This window comes from bacterium (assembly GCA_021372775.1).
In the GTDB taxonomy this organism is placed as follows: domain Bacteria; phylum Acidobacteriota; class Polarisedimenticolia; order J045; family J045; genus JAJFTU01.
This window is the reverse complement of the sequence record JAJFTU010000257.1, coordinates 1-15723: the sequence shown is the minus strand read 5'-3', so window position 1 is coordinate 15723 and position 15723 is coordinate 1. Positions and strand designations below refer to the sequence as shown.

General features: G+C 72.0%; 16 protein-coding genes. All 16 read left to right on the top strand.

The features are described from left to right. Positions 1–714 (top strand): hypothetical protein (locus LLG88_09235; GenBank protein ID MCE5247084.1); only part of this gene is annotated, 714 nt, incomplete at its 5' end. Next, complete coding sequence (locus tag LLG88_09230; GenBank protein MCE5247083.1) at positions 711–1193, top strand: hypothetical protein; 483 nt, start codon at positions 711–713, stop codon at positions 1191–1193. The genes LLG88_09235 and LLG88_09230, both read left to right, overlap by 4 nt. Before the next feature lie 59 nt (positions 1194–1252). Continuing rightward, positions 1253–2056, top strand: coding sequence for a HEAT repeat domain-containing protein (locus LLG88_09225; protein MCE5247082.1), 804 nt, complete (start codon positions 1253–1255; stop codon positions 2054–2056). 126 nt (positions 2057–2182) lie between these two features. Next, the gene (locus LLG88_09220; protein ID MCE5247081.1) at positions 2183–2968 is read left to right on the top strand and encodes a cyclic nucleotide-binding domain-containing protein; all 786 of its coding nucleotides are present in this window, start codon (positions 2183–2185) and stop codon (positions 2966–2968) included. 2 nt (positions 2969–2970) lie between these two features. Then, a complete protein-coding gene (locus LLG88_09215) occupies positions 2971–3489 on the top strand; it encodes a hypothetical protein (protein ID MCE5247080.1) in 519 nt (172 codons plus the stop codon). A 99-nt stretch (positions 3490–3588) separates the two neighbouring features. Continuing rightward, the gene (locus LLG88_09210) at positions 3589–4491 is read left to right on the top strand and encodes a segregation/condensation protein A (GenBank protein MCE5247079.1); all 903 of its coding nucleotides are present in this window, start codon (positions 3589–3591) and stop codon (positions 4489–4491) included. Beyond that, the gene (scpB, locus tag LLG88_09205; protein ID MCE5247078.1) at positions 4488–5435 is read left to right on the top strand and encodes an SMC-Scp complex subunit ScpB; all 948 of its coding nucleotides are present in this window, start codon (positions 4488–4490) and stop codon (positions 5433–5435) included. Before LLG88_09210 ends, scpB begins: the two co-directional genes overlap by 4 nt. Next, positions 5428–6288: an rRNA pseudouridine synthase gene (locus LLG88_09200; protein MCE5247077.1), complete on the top strand. Its 861-nt coding sequence runs from the start codon at positions 5428–5430 to the stop codon at positions 6286–6288. Before scpB ends, LLG88_09200 begins: the two co-directional genes overlap by 8 nt. 163 nt (positions 6289–6451) lie before the next feature. Beyond that, the gene (locus tag LLG88_09195) at positions 6452–8218 is read left to right on the top strand and encodes a 30S ribosomal protein S1 (GenBank protein ID MCE5247076.1); all 1767 of its coding nucleotides are present in this window, start codon (positions 6452–6454) and stop codon (positions 8216–8218) included. Further along, a complete protein-coding gene (locus LLG88_09190; protein ID MCE5247075.1) occupies positions 8215–8550 on the top strand; it encodes an integration host factor subunit beta in 336 nt (111 codons plus the stop codon). Before LLG88_09195 ends, LLG88_09190 begins: the two co-directional genes overlap by 4 nt. Beyond that, entirely contained in the window at positions 8547–9062 is a 516-nt protein-coding gene (locus LLG88_09185; GenBank protein MCE5247074.1) for an HIT domain-containing protein, read from the top strand. Before LLG88_09190 ends, LLG88_09185 begins: the two co-directional genes overlap by 4 nt. Further along, a complete protein-coding gene (miaB, locus tag LLG88_09180; protein ID MCE5247073.1) occupies positions 9059–10399 on the top strand; it encodes a tRNA (N6-isopentenyl adenosine(37)-C2)-methylthiotransferase MiaB in 1341 nt (446 codons plus the stop codon). Before LLG88_09185 ends, miaB begins: the two co-directional genes overlap by 4 nt. Before the next feature lie 68 nt (positions 10400–10467). Continuing rightward, a complete protein-coding gene (locus LLG88_09175; protein ID MCE5247072.1) occupies positions 10468–10953 on the top strand; it encodes a bifunctional nuclease family protein in 486 nt (161 codons plus the stop codon). A gap of 234 nt (positions 10954–11187) precedes the next feature. Beyond that, the gene (locus LLG88_09170; protein ID MCE5247071.1) at positions 11188–11943 is read left to right on the top strand and encodes a ParA family protein; all 756 of its coding nucleotides are present in this window, start codon (positions 11188–11190) and stop codon (positions 11941–11943) included. After that, positions 11936–12829 (top strand): ParB/RepB/Spo0J family partition protein, encoded by an 894-nt coding sequence (locus LLG88_09165; GenBank protein MCE5247070.1) that lies wholly within the window; start codon positions 11936–11938, stop codon positions 12827–12829. The genes LLG88_09170 and LLG88_09165 overlap by 8 nt, the downstream gene beginning before the upstream one ends. A gap of 492 nt (positions 12830–13321) precedes the next feature. Continuing rightward, a partial coding sequence (locus LLG88_09160) for an LptF/LptG family permease (GenBank protein ID MCE5247069.1) occupies positions 13322–15723 on the top strand: 2402 nt, incomplete at its 3' end.

Sequence of the window (15723 nt, the reverse complement as noted above, 5' to 3'; positions counted from 1 at the left end):
CGTCCGGCGGAAGCGCCGGCCTTCGTTTCCGGCCCCGCGCCGGCGGCGGCCCCGCGGACCTTCGCGCCGGCCGCGCCGGCGTTCGCGCCGCCCCCCGAGCCGAAGCCCGCCCCCGCGCCGGCGTTCGCCGCCGCGGCGCAGGCGCCCGCTTGGGCGCCTCCCGCGGAAGAGGAGAACCCGTTGGCCCTCGCGCCCGCCTCCTCCGCCGCCGACATGGCCGCCGAAGACGACGATCCGCTCGGCCTGGTCCACGAGATCCCGGCCGCCGCGCCGCCGGTCGTCGGCTTCGCCGGCGAGACCCAGCGCGTGGACCGCGACGAACTGATGCGCGCCTTCCGCGCCGCTCCGCCCGCCGCGCCGGTCGTCGAAGCCGAAGCGCCCGCGGCGCCGGCCCCGATCGTCGAGGCGCCCGCGCCCGAGGCTCCGGAAGAGGCCGCGGAGGAAGTTCCCGCGCCGCCCGTCGTCGCGCCGGAAACGATCGAATCGCCGATCGTCGCCGCGCCGTTCGAGGCGCCGACGATCGCCGCCCCGATCGCCGCCTCCGCCGCCGCGGTGGAGGTCGAGCCGGAAGACGCGGCCTTCCACGAGGAAGGGGTGGAAATCACCCGCCTCGCGCCGGGGGAGCCGCAGGAGATCATCGTGCCGCTCGAGGTCGCGACGCCGTTCGGCCCGCGCCTCTTCCGCCTGACGTTGCGGCTGGAGATCAAGCCGTGACCGACGCCGCCCGTCCGCGGCGCTTCATCGCCGCGCGCGCCGGCAGCTACCCCGCGCCGGCGAAGGCGCACGCGCGGGTCCCGACCGGCCCCGTCGAGCCGCGGCCCGAAGCGCCGCCCGAGGCCGCGGTCAACGGCGGCGAGGTGGACGCCTTCCTCAACGAGCCGACCCCCTTCGCCTCGATGTTCGGCGGCTTCGACGCCTCCGCCGCGCCGCGCGCCGGCCGGTGGGCCCGCCGTGCGCTGCCGCGTATTCTTGTGGGCGCGGCGCTCGGCGCGGCGCTCGGCTTGGTCGTGGGGACGGTCGTCCTCGCCTTCGCCGGCCCGTCGGCCGACTTCAGCGACCCGGTGAAGCTGTGGACGCAAGGGGATCAGTTCCAGTTCACGCTCGCGGCGGTCTTGGCCGTCGCGGCCTGCGTCGTGCTCGGCGGCGCGCTCGCCGCGCGCGGCGCTCGTTCCTCGTCCTCTTCCTCGCGCTGACCTTCTGCTCCGCGGCGCGCGCCGCGACTCCCGCCGGCCGCCCCGCGGACGGCGCGGAGTTGGCGCATCGTCTGGCGAACGGCGCGATCGTCGTCGTCGCCGACGTGGAGACGGTCGAGGGGAAGGCGCACCTCGCGGTGCGCGAAGTGCTCCGCGGATCCGGGATCGGCCGCCGCCTCACGATCGCCTTCCGCGCCCTCAACTTCGGGCGGTCGAGCGGCGAGGCGAAGTTCACGGTGGAGACCGGCGAACGCGCGGTCTTCGTCCTCGACGTGCCGCGCGACAGTTCCGGCGATCCCGAGGCGGTGGACTACCTCTCTCCGGCCGGCGGCGCCGCGGGGAAGATTCCCGTGACCGGCGAGGGCGGGGAGGCGATCCTGCAGGCGAGCCGCTCGATCGTCGCCGCGCAGGACGCGGACGACCAGGCGGCCGCCGAGGCGGCGCTGCCGGTCTGGCTCGACGGCGCGAACCCGTGGCTCGTCGACGCCGCGCTCGAAGTCTGCGCGCGTCTCGGCGCGCCGACGCGCGCGGCGGCCGAGGCGGTCGCGCGCCGCGCCGGCGACGCCGATCCGCGGCGGCGCGCCCGCGCGGCGAAGGCGCTCGGCGCCGCGCTCGCGAGCGGCCGGCTCGCGCCGACGGAGGCGGGGGACCAAGCCGTCTCCGAGGCGCGCGAGGCGCTGGTGCGTCTGGCGCGGACCGACGAGGACGCCGCGGTGCGCCGCGCCGCGGTCCGCTACCTCGCCCGCGCCGGCGTGCCCCGCGCGGCCGAACTGCTCGCCGCCGCGGCGAGGGAGGACCCCTCGCAGGACGTGCGCTACGAGGCCGCGGCGGCGTTGGCCGAGCTTTCTCCGCCGCCGCGCTAGAAGAACGCGCAAAAGAGACCGCCGCGCCGCGCGGACGCGGTTTCGCGGCGGCGATCCGGGGTAAGATTGCATCGCGCGCGCGCGCCGCCCCCTCGGCGCCGCGGGCGGGGAGTTCGCGAAGACGCCATGACGGTCGATCCGATCAAAGCCCGCACGGTTCCGTACCGCGCCGGCGAGCGCATCGTCTCGGCGGGCGAATCGGGCGCCTGCCTCTTCGTCGTGCAGGGGGGGCTCGTGCGCCTCACGCGGCGCGGCGTCGCCGCGCCGGTCGAAGTCGGGACGCTCGAGAAAGGGGACATCTTCGGCGAGTCCGCGCTGATCGAAGGGCGTCCTTACGGCGTCGACGCCGAGGCGGCCACCGACTGCGAGGTCCTCGAACTCGGCCCGCGCACGTTCGACAAGATGCTCCGCGGCCATCCCGAGATCGCCGTGCGGCTGCTGCGGCAGCTCGCCGGACGGCTGGAGCGGATCGAGGAGCGGCTCGCGGCCGGCGCGCCCTCGGCGCCCCCCGCCGCGGCCGTCGAAGCCGCCTCCGTTCCGGCGACGGCGGCCGCCGCGGCGCCCGCGCGCCCCGCCGCGCCGGCGAAGCCGCGCGCCGCGCGCCTGACGGTCGAAGGAAACGCGGTCGTCTTCCCGCTGAGCGGCGGCGAGATGCTCGTCGGCCGCTACGATCCGGTCACCGAGACGCAGCCGGAGATCGACCTCGGGGCGCTCGACACGAAGCGTTCGGTCAGCCGCCGCCACGCGCGCCTCTTCGAGCGCGACGGCGTGTGGCACGTCGTCGAGGAAGGGGGCGCGCTCAACGGCACCTTCGTCAACGGCGTGAAGCTGCAGCAGGGTCGGCCGGCGCCCCTCTCCGACGGCGACACCGTTTCGCTGGGGATGGTCCGGCTCGTCTTCCGCGAGTCGTAGCCGTGGCCGCCGCGCGACGCCGCGGTCTCAGGTTCCTGCGGTTCGCCGCGGCGCTCGCGTGCTGCTTCGGCGCGGTCGCCGTCGCCTCGGCCGCGGAACGCAAGGTGGAGCTGCGCGTCGAGCGGACCGAAGCGGCGGGAAGCTTCGACGCCGCGGAAGTCGAGCACGCGCTCGCCGTCGCCGTGACGCGCCTGCCCTGCGACGTGCGTCTCGTCCGCCCCGGGGAGACGCCCGACCTCGTCCTGCGGGTGCGCCTCGATCTGTGGCGCGAGTCGCAGGCCCCCGGCGTCTCGAGCGACGCGTCGGCGGCGGGAGAGGCGAGCCTCTCGTTCGTCGTCGAGTGCCGCTACCACGTCGAGGTCCTGCGCCCCGGCGCGGACAAGCCGGACGCCGAACGGGACGGGAAGGCCCGCGGCGCCGCGACCTCGAAGCGGCTCGCCGCCTTCGACCCGTACCGCGCGGCGCGCGAGGCGGCGGCGGCGAAGATCGCCAAGGACGTCCGCAAGTTGCTCTGCCGCTGAGACTTGGCGCACGCGCGGCCGTCGCGCGTTGACCCGGCGCCGGGGCGGGTGATAGTCTCCCCGCTTGCTCCGGCGACGCCGGGGGGACCAAAGAGAGATATGTCCGACACGCCCCTCATCGATCAAGCCCTGCTCGAAGACGGCGAGCAGCCCCCGCGCCGCGGCGCGCTGGAGGTGACGTTGCCGCAGTTCGAGGGGCCGATCGACCTGCTCCTGCACCTCGTCCGCTCGCAGGACATGGACATCCTCGACATCCCGATCCTCGTCGTCGTGCGGCAGTACAACGAGTTCCTCGACCGGATGCGGGAACTGGACCTCGAGGTCGCCTCCGAGTACCTCGTGATGGCGGCGACGCTGGCCCACATCAAGTCGCGGATGATGCTTCCGCCCGAGCCGGGGGAGGAAGGGCAGGCGGCGGAGGATCCGCGCGCCGAGCTCACGCGCCAGCTGCTCGAGTACGAGAAGTTCCGCAAGGCGGCCGAGTCGCTCGCGGCGCTCGAGTCGGGGCGCGACCTCGTCTTCACCCGTCCGGGGCCGCCGCCGGCGGACCTCGCCGGCGAGTTCATGATCAAGGCCGACCTCACCGACCTGGTCGGGGCGTTCGAGCGGGTCGTGCGGCAGCTCGAGGCGGAGGACCGCGTCGAGATCATCCGGCGCGACGACTTCAAGATTCAGGACATGATGCAGCGGATCCTCGCCAAGCTGACCGAAGGGGCGGTCCTCTCGTTCCGCGCCGTGACGTCGGTCTGCCGCACGAAGATCGAGCGGATCGTGCTCTTCCTCGCGCTGCTGGAACTGGTCCGCGTCGGCGCGGTCGTCGCCTATCAGGCGGCGCCGCGCGAGGACATCCGCGTCGAGCCGGGCCGGCCGCAGGCCGAGGAGTCGGTCGGCGAGGCGCCGGAGGCGGGCGGGGCGGACGACGAAGCGAAGGACGGAGCGGCCGAAGAGGGTCCGCGCGCAGGCGCGGCCGACGACGCGCCCCCCACGGAGGTTTCGGAATGAGCGCCGGCGACACCGTCCTCCCGCGCGAGGACGACGGGCTCGACATCTTGGGCGTGCTCGAGGCGATGCTCTTCGCCTCGACCGAGCCGTTGCAGCTCGAGGAGATCAAGGTCGCGCTCCCGGGGCTCGACGACGCGCGGCTGGAGCACGCGCTGGCGTCGCTCGCCCACGCGCTGGAAGGGGAGGGGCGCGGGCTGAAGCTGGAGAAGGTCGCCGGCGGCTTCCGCCTCGTGACCCGGCCCGACCTCGCGCCGCAGCTCCGCGCGCTCTTCCGCTTCCGCAACCAGAAGCGGCTCACCCCCGCCGCGCTCGACGTGCTGGCGATCGTCGCCTACGCCCAGCCGGTGACGGCGCCGGAGATCCAGGAGATCCGCGGGACCGATCCGAGCTACGCGCTGCGCACGCTGATCGACCGCCGCCTCGTGCGGATGGTCGGGCGGAAGCGGGTCGTCGGCCGGCCGATCCTCTACGGCACGACGCGCGACTTTCTGCTCCACTTCGGGCTCGACAGCCTCGAGGACCTGCCGCCGGTCGAAGGGTTCGGCACGCGGGTCGCGCCGGCGCAGGGCCGGCTGTTCCCGGTGACGGCCGACGACATGGAGCCGCTCGGGGAAGAGGTCGATCTCGCCAAGGAGCTGCCGGTCCCCGATCCCGCGGCCCAGGGCGCGGACGGCGCCGAGGCGACGCTGATCGACGCGCCGACGGCCGACGACGCCGAGCCCGCGGTCGAAGAAGACGAAGACGAGGCCGAGGCCGAAGAAGACGGCGAGGACGAGGCCGAAGGCGGCGAGGCGCCGGAGGCGTCGCCGGACGGCGAGGAGTGCCCCGCCGAAGAGATGCAGCAGACCGCCCCCGCGTCGGAAGGCGCCGCGGCGGAAGAGACGGACGCGGACGCCGCGGCCGAGGAGGCCGCCCCCGCGGCCGAGGACCAGGACCGTGGCTGAAGAACGTCTGCAGAAGATCCTCGCCCGCGCCGGCGTCGCCTCGCGGCGCGCCGCCGAGCAGATGATGCTCGAGGGGCGCGTCGTCGTGAACGGCCAGGTGGCCAACGAGCCGGGGATGAAGGCCGATCCGGAGCGGGACCACATCCGCGTGGACGGCAAGATGATCCTCAACCCGCAGGGCGGGCCGCGGCTCTACTACCTCGCCTTCAAGCCGCGCGAGATGATCACCTCGCTCTCCGATCCGGAAGGGCGGCCCACGATCGTCGACCTGCTGAAGCGCCGCGGGATCAAGGCCCGCGTCTACCCGGTGGGACGCCTCGACTGGGACGCCGACGGCCTGCTTATCCTGACGAACGACGGCGAGCTCGCCAATCTGGTGATGCACCCCAAGATGCACCTTCCGAAGCTCTACCGCGTGAAGGTCAAGGGCGCGCCGGGGCCGCGGGAGCTCGACAAGGTGCGCCGCGGCGTGACGATCGAGCCGGGGGTCCGCACGCTGCCGGCGGAGGTCGTCGTCGAGGAGTCGTCGGAGGAGTCGACGTGGCTCCGCGTGACGCTCGTCGAAGGGCGGCAGAACCAGATCAAGCGGATGTTCGAGCGCGTCGGCCATCCGGTGCGCCGGATCCGCCGCCTGGCCATCGGCCCGCTGCGGCTCGGCAAGATGCGGGTCGGCGACGTCCGGCCGATGACGCCGGCGGAGCAGGACAAGCTGCGCCGCGCGCTCGCCGGCGCCCCCGCGCCGCTGCCGCCGCGCCGGCCCTTCGACCGGAGGGCGCGCGTGGACGACGCCGAGGGTTCGGGCAGGCGTTCCCGCGGCGCGAAGGGACGGCCGTCGCGGCGCCGCCCTTCTTGACCGGCCCGCGCCCCCCCATTAACATCGCCCGTTCGATGGCCGCGGAGGGAGATGCCCCCGCGCGCCTTGCGCCGTGCGCCTGAAGGCGCGCGTCGCGACGGTCGGCTCGGCCGCGTCCGCGGCCCAATCCCAAAGCCGGCCGTGGTTTTGGAGGTTCGTCGTCATGGAAAGCGAAAACACGCCCCGCAAGGCGGAGCCGGCCGAAGAGCTGGATTTCGCCACCCTGCTGGAGCAGTACAGCCCGCAGGAGAACATCGCCGAAGGCGCCGTCGTCAAGGGCCGCGTGATCAAGGTCCTGGACGAGATCGTCGTCGTGGACATCGGCTACAAGCGCGAAGGCGCGATCAACCGCGCCGAGTTCCGCGGGCCGATGGGCGAGCCCCTTCCGATCGAGGAAGGCGCGCAGGTCGAGGCCGTCCTGGAGTCGCTGGAAGAGGAAGGCGACTACTACAACCTCTCCAAGGAAAAGGCCGAGCGCCTCAAGGTCTGGGAACGGGTCGAGAACGCCTACCGCACCGGCGAGATCCTCGTCGGCAAGGTCCAGGACCGGATCAAGGGCGGCCTGTCGGTGGACATCGGCGTCCGCGCGTTCCTGCCGGGCTCGCTGGTCGACATGCGCCCCGTGCGGAACCTCGAGGCGTACAAGGACCAGGAAGTCCGGGTCCGCGTGATCAAGATGAACCGCCGCCGGGGCAACATCGTCGTCTCCCGCAAGCACGTGCTCGAGGAGGAGAACGCCGAGAAGAAGAAGGTGACGCTGGAGACGCTGGCCGAAGGGACGCGGGTCCACGGCCTCGTCAAGAACATCACCGAGTACGGCGCCTTCATCGACCTGGGCGGGATCGACGGCCTGCTCCACGTGACCGACATGTCGTGGGGCCGCGTCAGCCATCCGACCGAAGTCGTGAAGCTGGGCGACGAGGTCGAGGTCGTGATCCTGAAGTTCGACCGCGAGAAGGAGCGGGTGAGCCTCGGGATGAAGCAGCTGCAGCCCGATCCGTGGGAGAACGCCGCCGAGAAGTACCCGCTGCTCTCCCGCGTCCGCGGCAAGGTCGTGTCGCTGACCGACTACGGCGCATTCGTCGAGCTCGAAGAGGGGATCGAAGGGCTGATCCACGTCTCCGAGATGTCCTGGACGAAGCGCGTCAAGCACCCCAGCAAGCTCCTCAACGTGGCCGACGAGGTCGAGGCGGTGGTGCTGGAGGTCGACGAGGCCAACCGGCGTCTGTCGCTGGGCCTCAAGCAGACGCAGCCGAACCCCTGGTCGGTGATCCAGGAGAAGTACCGCGTCGGCGACGTCATCCACGGCGTGGTGCGGAACATCGCCGACTTCGGCGCCTTCATCGAGGTCGAGGAAGGGGTGGACGGGCTCGTCCACATCTCCGACCTGACCTGGAACCGCCGCGTCAAGCACCCGGCCGAGCTGCTCAAGAAGGGGCAGGAGGTCGAGGCCAAGATCCTGAAGATCGACACCGAGAACCAGCGGCTGTCGCTGTCGGTCAAGGACCTGCTGCCGGACGTCTGGCAGGAGTTCGTCAAGCGCTACCACGTGGGCGACATCCTCGAGGGGAAGATCGTCCGCCTCACCGACTTCGGCGCCTTCGTCGAGCTGACCGACGGCGTCGAGGGGCTGGTCCACGTCTCCGAGATGTCGCACGAGCGGCTCGAGAAGCCGGCGGACAAGTTCCAGGTCGGGCAGACGGTGCGGGTCAAGATCCTGAGGACCGAGCCCGAGGAGCGGAAGATCGGCCTGTCGATCAAGGCGGCCGCCGACGAACTGGGCGAGAAGGAGCTCTCCGCTTACCAGGCCGAGCGCCGGGAAGAGGAGCGCGCGTCGTCGATCACGCTCGGCGACGTCGCCGGCACCCTGCGCGCGCTGCAGGACAAGATGGCCGCGCGCGAAGAGAAGAAGGACGGCGAGGGTAAATGACCAAGGCCGAACTGGTGGAGAGGGTCGCCCACGCGGCGGCCCTCTCCCGGGCCGACGCCGAACAGGCGGTCCAGACCGTGCTCGACTCGGTCGTGGACGCGCTGCGGCGGGGCGAGAAGATCGAGCTGCGCGGGTTCGGGTCGTTCCGGCTCCGCGCGCGCCGGCCGCGCCTCGGAAGGAACCCGAAGACGGGGACCAAAGTGGACGTGCCGGGCAAGGCGATTCCGTACTTCAAGCCGGGCAAGGAGCTGCGCGACCAGCTCAATCCGCCCGAAGCGGCCGCGCCCGCCGAGATCGACGGCGGCTTCGGCGGCCGCGCCGCAAGGCCGTGAGGCAACTCTTCGCCCCTTGGCGCCACGCCTGGGTGACCAGCGCGGAGGCGCGCGGCGAGGACGCCGACGGCGGCGAGTGTCTCTTCTGCCGCGTCTGGCGCGACGCCTCGGCCGACGAGCCGAACCTCGTCGTCGCGCGGGGCGAGCGCACGGTCGTGCTGCTCAACCGCTATCCGTACAACGGCGGCCACCTGCTGGTGGCGCCGAGCCGACATTGCGGGGCCCTCGAGACGCTGGCCCCGGCCGCTCGAGCCGAGATGATCGAGCTCGCGGCCGCGGGGCTGGAGATTCTCCGGGGGCTCTACCATCCCGACGGCTTCAACATGGGGATCAACCAAGGCCGCGCCGCCGGCGCGGGGATCCCCGACCACGTCCACTTCCACGTCGTCCCCCGCTGGAACGGGGACACGAACTTCATGACGACGGTGGGGGAGGGACGGGTCGTCTCGCAGGACCTCTCCCAAGTGCGCGCGGAGGTTGCGGCCGGATTCGCGGCCAGGACGTCCCGATGACCGGCGGCTACTGGATCGAGACCTGGGGCTGCCAGATGAACGAGCACGACTCGGAGAAGATGGCCGGGACGCTCGAGGGGCTGGGCTACGTCCCCGCGGCGGCGCCGGCCGAGGCCGACGTCGTGCTGCTCAACACCTGCGCGATCCGCGAGAAGGCCGCCGAGCGGGTCCGCCACTACCTCGACCAGCTCCGCCCCGCCCTCGCCGGGCGCCGCGACGTGATCGTCGGCGTCTGCGGCTGCGTCGCCCAGCTCGAGGGGGAGGCGCTCCTCCGCCGCGGCGCGGACCTCGTGCTCGGGCCGCGCGCCGCGAGCCGGCTCGCCGAGCGCCTGGCCGAGGCGAAGGCCCGTCGCGGGATCGTGGACACCACGCTCTATCCGGACAGCCTCGCCGTGGCGGTCGCCGCGCGGCGTCAGGAAGGGCGGGTCAAGGCGTTCGTCACGATCATGGAAGGGTGCAGCAAGTCGTGCGCCTACTGCGTCGTTCCGACGACGCGCGGGCGCGAGGCGAGCCGCGGCATGGACGACGTCATGGCCGAGGTCGCCCGGGCGGCCGCGCAAGGTCACCCGGAGATCGAGTTCCTCGGCCAGAACGTGAACGCCTGGCGGTGCCCCGACACCGGCGCGCAGCTCGGCGATCTGCTGCGGGCCGCGGGCGCCGTCCCCGGCGTGCGTCGCCTGCGGTTCACGACGAGCCATCCGCTGCAGCTCGGGACGCCGATCATCGAGGCGATGGCCGAGACGCCGCAGGTCTGCGAGGCCCTTCACCTGCCGGTGCAAAGCGGCTCGTCGCGGATCCTCAAGGCGATGCGCCGCGGCTACGACCGCGAACGGTATTTGGCGAAAGTGGATGAGCTGCGAAAGCGTATTCCGGCGCTCGCGCTCTCCACCGACGTCATCGTCGGGTTCCCCGGCGAGACCGAAGAGGACTTCGCCGAGACCCTCTCCCTCGTCCGCGAGGTCGGCTTCGACCAGATGTTCTCCTTCGTCTTCTCCCCGCGGCCGAACACGGTCGCGGCGATGATGCGGGACGACACGCCGCCGGAGCGGAAGAACGAGCGCTTGGTCGAGCTGCAGGCGCTGCAGCAGGAGATCCAGCGGGCGCGCGGCGAGGCCTACCTCGGGCGGACGCTCGAGGTGCTGGTCGAGTCGAAGAGTCGGCGCGACGACGGCGAGTGGGCGGGGCGCACCCGCTGCGGGCGGGTCGTCAACTTCGCCGCCGACGGCGTCGCCCCGGGGGACTTCGTCGAGGTGCGGATCACCGCCGCCGGGCCGGTCAGCCTGCGCGGGGAACCGGCCGCGGCGGGGCGGGGGACGGCTGCCGAAACGACGCCTTGACTCGCCCCCTTCCGCCGCCTAATTTCCCCCCGGAGCCTGTCGCGTTCCCGCGGCGGGGAGGACGGACGATGCAGCGCGAAATGCGCGTCCAGGGACTCCTGATCGACCCGATCACGAACATGCCGATCGTGGTCCTCAGGGATCCGCGGACCGATGCCAAGCTGCCGATCTGGGTCGGCGTCTTCGAGGCGAACGCGATCGCGGTCGAACTCGAGAAGATCCGCACGCCGCGCCCGATGACCCACGACCTCCTGCGCGAGGCGCTCCGGCAACTGGGCGCGAAGCTGGTCCGCGTGGCCGTCGTCGATCTGCAGGACAACACCTTCTACGCCGCCTTGGAGCTCGAGACCCCCTTCGGGCCGAAGACGCTCGACGCCCGCCCCTCCGACGCGATCGCCCTGGCGCTGCGGTGCCAGGCGCCGATCCTCGTCGACGAACGGGTGGTGGAGGCGGCGCAGCGGATCGACCTGACGCAGGGACGCCAGGACGCCGAGCGGTTCCGCGCCTGGCTGGAGAGTCTTGACGAGGGTCAGTTCGGCAAGTACGAGATCTGAGCCCGGCGACCGCCGAACTTCCACGCGCCCGCGGCGTCGCCGCCGGGCGCGTTTTCATGTCGGCCGCCGACATTCGCGGCCTCCGATTTTCAAGAAAATTCGCCGAAAATCGCCTCCCGCGCGCCCCGGTTATTGCGCCTCGCGGACGCCCCTTCTACGATGGCACCGCATCGTCCGCGCGGCCCTGCGCGCCGCGTTTCCAGCCAGACCGAACGACACTTCACGAGGGGCCGGATGATCATCGCCATCACCAACCAGAAGGGCGGTGTGGGGAAGACCACCACCGCGATCAACCTGTCCGCCGCCTTGGCGCAAAAGGGACGGCGGACTCTGCTGGTCGATCTCGACCCGCAGGCCAACGCCAGCATTTCGTACCTCGACCTCACCGACGTGACGAAGTCGATGTACGACGTGCTCACCGACACCGGCACGCCGATCTCCGACATCGCCATGCCGACCAAGCTCCCGAACTTGACCGTCGCGCCGGGCCGGCTTTCCCTGGCCAAGGTCGAGCCGGCCTTGGCCGGGACGCTCGACGCGCACTTCCGCCTCAAGGACAAGCTCGCGGCCTGCGAGGACGACTTCGACTGCGTGGTCATCGACACGCCGCCGACGCTCGGGATGCTGACCGTCAACGCGATGGTCGCCTCGACGCATCTGCTGGTGCCGATCCAGTCGTCGTTCTACGCCCTCGAAGGAACGGACGACCTGCTCGAGACGTACGAGCGGATCCGTGTCCGGGCCAACCCGGACCTCCAGTTCCTCGGCGTCGTGATCACCATCCACGACCGCCGGACGGTGCTCGCGCGGGACATCGAGCAGCAGATCATGGACGTTTTCGGCGAGAAGGTTTTCGAGACGCGGATCAGCAAGAACATCCGCCTCGAGGAGTCCCCGGCGTACAAGGAGTCGATCTTCACCTTCGCCCCGGCCTCGCGCGGGGCGGAGGAGTACTACCGCCTCTCCGAGGAGGTTCTCCAACGTGCCTAAGAAGGGTTTGCCTACCGACATGCGGATGCGGGCCGACAGCCACTTCGTCGACCACATCACGTCCGGACGGAGCACGGCCGTCGGCCGGATGATCGAAGCCGACCGGATCGACCCGAATCCCACTCAGCCGCGCCGCGAGATGCGCGACCTGGACGAGCTCGTCGGCTCCATCCGGGAGCGGGGGATCCTCGAGCCGCTCCTCGTCCGCCCGCTCGAAACCGGCCGCTTCCAGATCATCGCCGGCGAGCGGCGTTTTCAGGCGGCCAAGCAGGTCGGGCTGACGATGGTCCCGTGCGTCGAGCTCGAAGTCGACGACCGCGGCTGCCTCGAAATCAGCCTCGTCGAGAACCTGCAGCGGCGCGACCTGACGCCATTCGAGGAGGCCGCGGCGGTCAACCGCCTGGTCGAAGAGTTCAGCTACACCCACGAGCAGATCGCCCGGAAGCTGGGGCGCTCGCGCACCAGCGTCACCGAGATCCTGAGCCTCAACCGGATGCCGCAGACGGTCAAGGATGCATGTCGGCGCGCCGACATCACCGCCAAGAGCACGCTGATGGAGATCGTGCGGCAGCCGGACGAGGCGACGATGCTGGCGCTCGTCGCCGCCGTCTCCAGCGAATCGCTCACGCGGGACGAGGTCCGGGAACGCAAGAAGGACGCCGCCGGCGCGGCGAACGCCGTCCAGCGGCTCCGGCCGTTCGTCTTCCGCTACAAGCCGCGCGACCGCGACTTCTCGCTCTCGCTGAAGTTCGACCGCGAGACCGTGGAGCCGACCGACCTGATCCGCACGTTGGAAGGCATCATCGCCGACCTGCGGGACGATCTGGCGAACGGCCGCCCGCTCGCGCCGGAAGCGAAGGGCGCGGACGTCGAGGCCCAAGTCTGACCGAGAACCTCGGCTTCGAGACGCGAAACAGCCGAGCGCCGTGGAGAGATCCGCGGCGCTCTTTCTTTGCCGGGCCCGTCCGCATTTCGAGCGGGGGACCCGCCGCCCGTCGGTGATTGTCGGCGCGCCGACATTGCCCCAGGTCGGCCCCAAAGGAACGGCGCAGTCCAATGTCGGCGCGCCGACATCGCCATAGCCCCCTCGTACTTGACATAATCCGCATTATCGGACGTTGTGGAAATCCCGCGCCGCCTGTGCACGGCCCGCCGCCCGGGGCTCCAAGGGCCTTCGCGGTCGCCCCCTTGGGCTCGGCGCGGCCGCCCCTCGGTCTCGCAAACAACCGCCCCACGGGCTCGCAAACGACCGCCCGCCGTCCCGCGGCCGGCCGCTGCGACCGGCCCCGCAAGTGCCTGCAAGTGCTTGCGTTTCAGCGCGTTCCTTGACGCCGCCACGGCCGCGCGCTAACGTGGCGGCTTCTCGGAGGCGGGACGAGTGCTTCGGGTCTGGACGCGGCTCGATCGGGCGCTGGTGCGCGAAGTCCGCGGCCCGCTGACGCTGGGACTCGCCGGCTTCAGCTTCGTCCTGCTGCTCAACTACCTCTTCGTCCTGACCCGCCAGACGATCGAGAAACGGATGCCGTTCTCGCTCGTCTTCACCTTCGTCGTCTCGGAGTTTCCCCGGATCATCGTCTACACCGCGCCGATGGCCGCCCTCCTGGCGACCCTCGTCGGCGTCGGGCGGATGGCGACGCAGAGCGAACTGGTGGCCCTGCGGTCGGCCGGCGTCCCGCCGCGGCGGATCTTCCGGCCGGTGCTCGCGGCGATGGTCCTGCTCGCGGCGCTCTCCTTCGTCTGCGCCCAGTGGCTGATGCCCGCGGGGGTCCGGCGCGAGCGCGCGCTGGTGCGGAGCGTCCTGAAGCTCCAGGACGTCAACCGCGAGATCGACCCCGGGATCTTCTACGACCGGCTGCCGCAGGCCGTGATCTACGCCCGGAGCGCCGGCGAGTCGGCCCAAGGACGGGTCTTCGGCGGCGTCCTGATCTACCGCGAGTCGATCGACGGCAAGACCAACGACCTCCTCGTGGCGAAGCGGGCCCGGGCGGCGCTCGACCCGGCGACCGGGCAGCGCTCCCTGCTGCTGGACGACGGCGAGTGGCACATCTACCGTCCCAACCAGCCGGGCGCCTACAACGTCGTCCGTTTCCGGCAGTACACGCTCCCCTTCCCGCCCGACCCCGCGCTGGCCGCCTTCGCGCCGTCCCCGTCCACCGACATGGCGGACGCCGACCCCCACGAGCTCGGCCTGCTCGATCTCGTCGCCCACCGCTCGGCGCTTCAGGCCAAGCTCGCGGCCGCCGCCGAGCCGGGACTGCGCGCCGCGACGGAGGCCCAGCTCCGGAAGTCGGGCCTCGAATGGCATCGCCGCATCTCGCTGCCGGTCGCCGTCCTCGGGCTGGCCTTCCTCGGGTTCCCCCTGGCCGCCCGTTCCAAACGCGGCGGACGATTCGCCGGACTTTCGCAATCGCTCATTATTATCTTCGTCTTCTGGCTGGCCCTCTCCACCGGCTGGGGACTGTCCGAACAAGGGAAGTGGCCGATCTGGCTCGGGCCGTGGGTTCCGGTCCTGCTCGCCGCGATCTGGGGGCTCTACCTCTGGTCGCGCATGCCGCAGGTGGAATCGGGCGGCCGCGGCCTCCGCGAGCGGCTCGCCGACCTCCGCGCCTGGCTGGCCGCCCGCCGGCGCGCCGCGCCGTCCGCCCCGTCCTGCGGCGCGGCCCCGAAGCTCGACGCCGGCGACGCGGAGGCGGCGCCCCCGCCGCGCCGCTTCGTCCTCGGCCGCCTCGAGGTCTTCCTCGGCGGCGGCTACCTGCGGATGTTCGGCGCGGTCCTCTTCGTCCTCGTCGTCCTGGCGATGGCCGTCGCCTTCAAGAGCGCGATCGACGAGGTCCCGCCCGGCACGAAGGCGTTCCCCTGGGGGGCGCTGCTCGAGTACCTCGCGCTCGAGCTCCCCTCCCAGCTCCGGTTCATGGTCCCGATCGCCGCCCTCTTCGGCGCGGCGGTCTGCCTCTCCTCCCTGACCCGCAGCGGCGAGGTCATCGCCCTCAAGTCGGCGGGGATCGGCCCCGTGCGGATCGCCGTCCCGCTGCTCACGGTGACGCTGGCCGTCTGCGGCGTCTACGCCGTCCTGCAGGAGCAGTTCCTCCCGCAGGCGGAACGGAGGGCCGAACGGACGCTCGACCGCGTGCGCGGCAAGGTGGCCGGCCCCGAACTGATGCAGACCGGCCGGCGCTGGCTCGTCGGCGAGGGGGAGCGGGTCTGGAACTACGTGGACTGGGACTCCAAGCGGCAGTTCGTCCTCGCCCCCGGCGTGATCTCCGTCGACTTCGAGAACGCCCACATCCGCGAGCGCCTGCAGGCGGCCGACGTCCGCTACGAGCGCGGGTCGTGGATCGCCTCCCGCGGTTGGCGGCGCTCGTTCCCGGTCGACCCCGCGACCGGTGCGCCGACGCCGACGCTCGAGCAGATCGCCCGCGCGCCGCTGGCGTTCGACGAGACGCCCGAACTCTTCGGCGTCACCAAGAGGCGCCTCGCCCTCGGCGACGACATGGCCGACCAGATGAGCTTCGCCGAGCTTTGGGCGAGCATGCACCGGCTCGAGCGGACCGGTTATCCGACGGCGCCGATGGTCGTCGGGCTCAACGAGAAGCTGGTCTTCCCCCTCCTGCCGGTGGTCCTCGTCCTCGTCGGCGTCCCGCTGACCGTCAGCGGCTGGCGGCGCACCGGCTCGCTCTACGGCTTCGGCGTGGCGATCCTGCTCGTCGTCGTCTTCTGGCTGACCCACGCCGTCTTCACCGCGCTGGGGCGGGAGGCCGTCCTCAACCCGGTCGTCGCGAC